Genomic DNA, 4522 nt, shown 5'->3' with positions numbered 1-4522 from the left:
GCCGGGGAGGGTGTCCGGTGTGTGGCGTTGGTGCGGTCGCGTCGGCCGGAGGCGGAGTCGGCGGTGGCCGGACTGGGCGCGGTGTTCGCGGCCGGAGTCCAGCCGGACTGGCCGGCGGTGTTCGCGGGCACCGGCGCCCGTACGGTGGAACTGCCCACCTACGCCTTCCAGCACGAGCGGTTCTGGCTGGAGTCGGGCGCCTCGACCGGTGACGTGTCGGCGGCGGGCCTGACCTCGGCCGAACACCCACTGCTCGGCGCACTGGTCCAACTGCCCGAGGACGGCAGCCTCGTCGCCACCGCCAAACTCTCCCTGCGCACCCACCCGTGGTTCGCCGATCACGTGGTCTCCGGCGCCACGCTGGTCCCCGGCTCGGGGCTCGTCGAGTTCGTTCTGCGGGCCGGTGACGAGGTGGGTGCCGGTGCCGTCGAGGAGTTGGTGATCGAGGCGCCGCTGGTGCTGCCGGACACCGGCGGGGTGCAGCTGCGGGTGGCCGTGTCCGGTGCGGACGAGGCCGGGCGCCGGACGGTGGGCGTGTACTCGCGCGCCGAGGACGCTTCCGCCGACCAGCCGTGGATCCGGCATGCCACCGGCACGCTCACCGAGGAGGGCCGCATCGCGGGCGAGAGCCTGACGCAGTGGCCTCCGGTGGACGCCCGGGCGGAGGATCCGGCGGAGTTCTACGAGCGCCAGGCCGGGGCCGGTGTGGTGTACGGGCCGTCGTTCCAGGGGCTGCGGGCGGTGTGGACGCGCGGTGAGGAGGTCTTCGCCGAGGTCGAACTGCCCGAGCAGCTCCAGGGCGAGGCCGGCCGCTACGGCCTGCACCCGGCACTCCTGGACGCCGCTCTCCAGGCGAGCACCTTCTGCGCGGAGCCCGGGCGGTCCGCCGACGAGGTCCGGCTGCCGTTCGCCTGGAACGGTGTCCGTCTGCACGCCGCCGGCGCCACCCACCTGCGGGTGCGGGCCGTGCGGGCGGGGGACGACGCCGTCGCCCTCGACCTCTTCGACGCCCGGGGTGAGCAGGTCGTGGCCGTCGACTCCTTGGTGACCCGCCCGGTGTCGGCCGAGCAGTTGTCGTCGGCGGGGCGTGGTGCGGGGGATGCGCTGTTCCGGGTGGAGTGGGTGCCGGTGGTGCTGCCGGAGGGTGGCGCTGTCGAGCCGGAGGTGTTGGATCTGACCGGCGACCTGGTGGGTGGGGTGGCCGGTGAGGGTCCGGAGCGGGCTCGGGTGCTGGCCGGGCGTGCCGTGGAGTGGATGCGGGAGCGGCTGGCGGGTGAGGGTTCCGGTGCGTCGGTCGTGCTGACCCGTGGGGTGGCGCAGGATCCGGCGGTGGCCGCGGTCTGGGGTCTGGTGCGGTCGGCGCAGGCGGAGAACCCGGGCCGGTTCGTCCTGGTGGACGTCGACACGGACACGGACGCGCGCGGTCCGGTGGCGCGGGCGGTGGCGTCGGGTGAGCCGCAGGTCGTGCTGGCCGGCGGGGAGGCGCGGGTGCCCCGGTTGGTGCGTGCGGGTGCGGGTGCGGAGGCGGCGGAGCCGGGTTTCGGTTCGCTGGATCCGCGGGGCACGGTGCTGGTGAGCGGTGGTGGTGCGCTGGGTGCTTTGGTGGCGCGGCATTTGGTGGTGGCGCACGGGGTGCGGCATCTGGTGCTGGCGAGCCGTCGAGGTTCCGGTGCTGCCGGTGTTGGTGAACTGGTGGAGGGCTTGCGGGGGTTGGGCGCCGAGTCGGTGGACGTGGTGGCCTGTGATCTGGGTGACCGGGCGTCGGTGGCCGGTCTGCTGGCTTCGGTGCCGGCGGAGCGTGGGCTGACGGCGGTGGTGCACACGGCCGGTGTGCTGGACGACGGTGTGGTGACGGCGTTGACGCCGGAGCGTCTGGACGGGGTGTTCCGTCCGAAGGTCGACGCCGCCTGGCACCTGCACGAGTTGACCCGCGACACGGACCTGGCCGCGTTCGTCCTCTTCTCCTCCGTCGCCGGTACGCTCGGCACGCCCGGCCAGGGCAACTACGCGGCGGCGAACGCCTTCCTGGACGGTCTGGCTCGGCAGCGGCGGGCCCAGGGCCTGCCCGCGAGCTCGCTCGCCTGGGGCCTGTGGGTGCAGTCGGCCGGCATGGGCGGCCAGTTGGGCGACGGCGACCAGGACCGGGTGGCGCGCTCCGGCATGCTGCCGCTGGCGGCCGACGAGGGCATGGCCCTGTTCGACGCCGGTCTCCGTTCGACCGAACCGGCCCTGGTGCCGGCCAAGTTGGACCTCGCCGCGATGCGTCGGCAGGCCGCCACCGCGCCACTGGCCCCCGTCTTCCGGAGCCTCGTGCGCTCGGCCCGCCGGGTGGCGGGCGGCGGACCGGTGGCCGGGCAGTCGTTGGCCGATGTGCTGGCGGGGCTCGCCGGGCCGGCGGAGCGCACGGCGCACCTGACGGGCCTGGTGCTGGCCGAGACGGCGGGTGTGCTGGGCCACGCGACGGCCGCCGCGATCCACGAGGAGCAGGCGTTCAAGGACGTCGGCTTCGACTCGCTCTCGGCGATCGAGCTGCGCAACCGCCTGGCCGCCGCGACCGGGGTCCGGCTGCCGGCCACCCTGGTGTTCGACTACCCGACGCCGGCCGAACTCGTCCGGCACCTGGCGGGCGAACTCGTTCCCGACGGCGTCGCCGAGGTGCCCGACCGGGCCGAGGAGGCCCGGCTGCGGCGCGTCCTCGCCTCCGTCCCCTTCGACCGGTTCCGTGAACTCGGCTTGCTGCAAGCCCTGTTGAGGCTCGCGGACACGCCGGACGCCGCAGCCGCGACCGCCGGGTCCGCGCCCGGCGGCAGCACCGACACCGATGCCGGAAGCCTGATCGCGACCATGAGCGTCGACAGCCTCGTGGCCCGCGCCCTCGGCAGCACCAACTGATCCCCCTCAGCCAACACGGAGGAAGAACAACGTGAGTACGTCCGAGGCCAGGCTCGTCGAAGCCCTGCGTGCTTCCTTGCTGGAGAACGAGCGTCTGCGGGAGGAGAACGGCAACCTGCTCGCCACCGGATCCGAGCCGATCGCGATCGTCGGGATGGCCTGCCGGCTGCCAGGCGGGGTGACGTCCCCCGAGGAGCTGTGGCGGCTGCTGGTGGAGGAGCGGGACGCGATCTCCGGGTTCCCGGAGGACCGCGGCTGGGACCTGGAGGGCCTGTTCGACCCGGATCCGGACCACGTGGGCACCTCCTATGCGCGCGAGGGCGGCTTCCTGGAAGACGCGGCCGGGTTCGACGCCGAGTTCTTCGGCATCTCGCGCCGTGAGGCGCTGGCGATGGACCCGCAGCAGCGGCTGCTGCTGGAGTCCTCGTGGGAGGCCTTCGAGCGGGCGGGCATCGACCCCACCGGGCTCAAGGGGAGCAGCATCGGGGTCTACTCCGGCGTCATGTACCACGACTACGCCACCGCCACGGACGGGCTTCCCGACGAGGTGGAGGGCCTGCTCGGGATCGGTACCTCGGGCAGTGTCGCCTCGGGCCGGGTGTCGTACACACTCGGTCTCGAGGGCCCGGCGGTGACGCTGGACACCGCGTGCTCGTCCTCGCTGGTGGCGCTGCACCTGGCCGTGCAGTCGCTGCGGCAGGGCGAGACGGAGATGGCCCTCGCCGGCGGCGTGGCGACCATGGCGACGCCCGGTGCGTTCATCGACTTCTCGCGGCAGCGGGGGCTGGCGGTCGATGGCCGGTGCAAGGCGTTCGCGGCGTCGGCCGATGGGACGGCGTGGGCCGAGGGTGTGGCGGTGGTGCTGTTGGAGCGGTTGTCGGAGGCGCGTCGGCGTGGGCACCGGGTGCTGGCGGTGGTGCGGGGCAGTGCGGTGAATCAGGACGGTGCGTCGAACGGTCTGACGGCGCCGAATGGTCCGTCGCAGCAGCGGGTGATTCGGCAGGCGTTGGCGAGTGCCCGGCTGGCGTCGGCGGATGTGGATGTGGTGGAGGCGCACGGTACGGGGACGGCGCTGGGTGATCCGATCGAGGCGCAGGCGTTGCTGGCGACGTACGGGCAGGGCCGTGAGGCCGATCGTCCGTTGTGGCTGGGGTCGTTGAAGTCGAACATCGGTCATGCGCAGGCGTCCGCGGGTGTGGCGGGTGTGATCAAGATGGTGCTGGCGATGCGGCACGGGGTGATGCCGAAGACGCTGCACGTGGACGAGCCGTCGCCGAAAGTGGACTGGTCGGCCGGTGCGGTGGAGTTGCTGACCGAGGCGCGGGAATGGCCGGCGGTCGAGGGGCGCCCGCGTCGGGCCGCCGTCTCCTCCTTCGGGTTCAGCGGCACCAACGCCCATGTGATCCTCGAAGCCCCCGAGGCCGAGCAGCCCGTCGAGACCACCGAGCGTGACGGGCTCCCGGCGGTGCCGTGGGTGCTGTCGGCGCGCTCGGAGGCGGGGCTGCGGGGTCAGGCGGCCCGGCTGCTGGCGCTGGTGGAGGGCGATGCGGAGCTGGATCCGGTGGATGTCGGGTTCTCGCTGGCCACGACGCGGGCCGCGATGGACCACCGTGCGGCGGTGGTCGGTGCC

Annotated in this window: 2 protein-coding genes; both read left to right on the top strand. The window is 73.7% G+C overall.

The features are described 5' to 3' along the window. Positions 1–63: 63 nt before the first annotated feature. Positions 64–2892 (top strand): type I polyketide synthase, encoded by a 2829-nt coding sequence (locus tag ACWD4P_RS37870; RefSeq protein ID WP_449782775.1) that lies wholly within the window; start codon positions 64–66, stop codon positions 2890–2892. 31 nt (positions 2893–2923) lie between these two features. Then, positions 2924–4522, top strand: a 1599-nt coding sequence (locus ACWD4P_RS37865; protein WP_449782774.1) for a type I polyketide synthase, incomplete at its 3' end; no start/stop codon positions are given.

Source organism: Kitasatospora sp. NPDC002543 (genome assembly GCF_053594915.1).
This window is presented reverse-complemented; position numbering and strand designations above follow the sequence as displayed.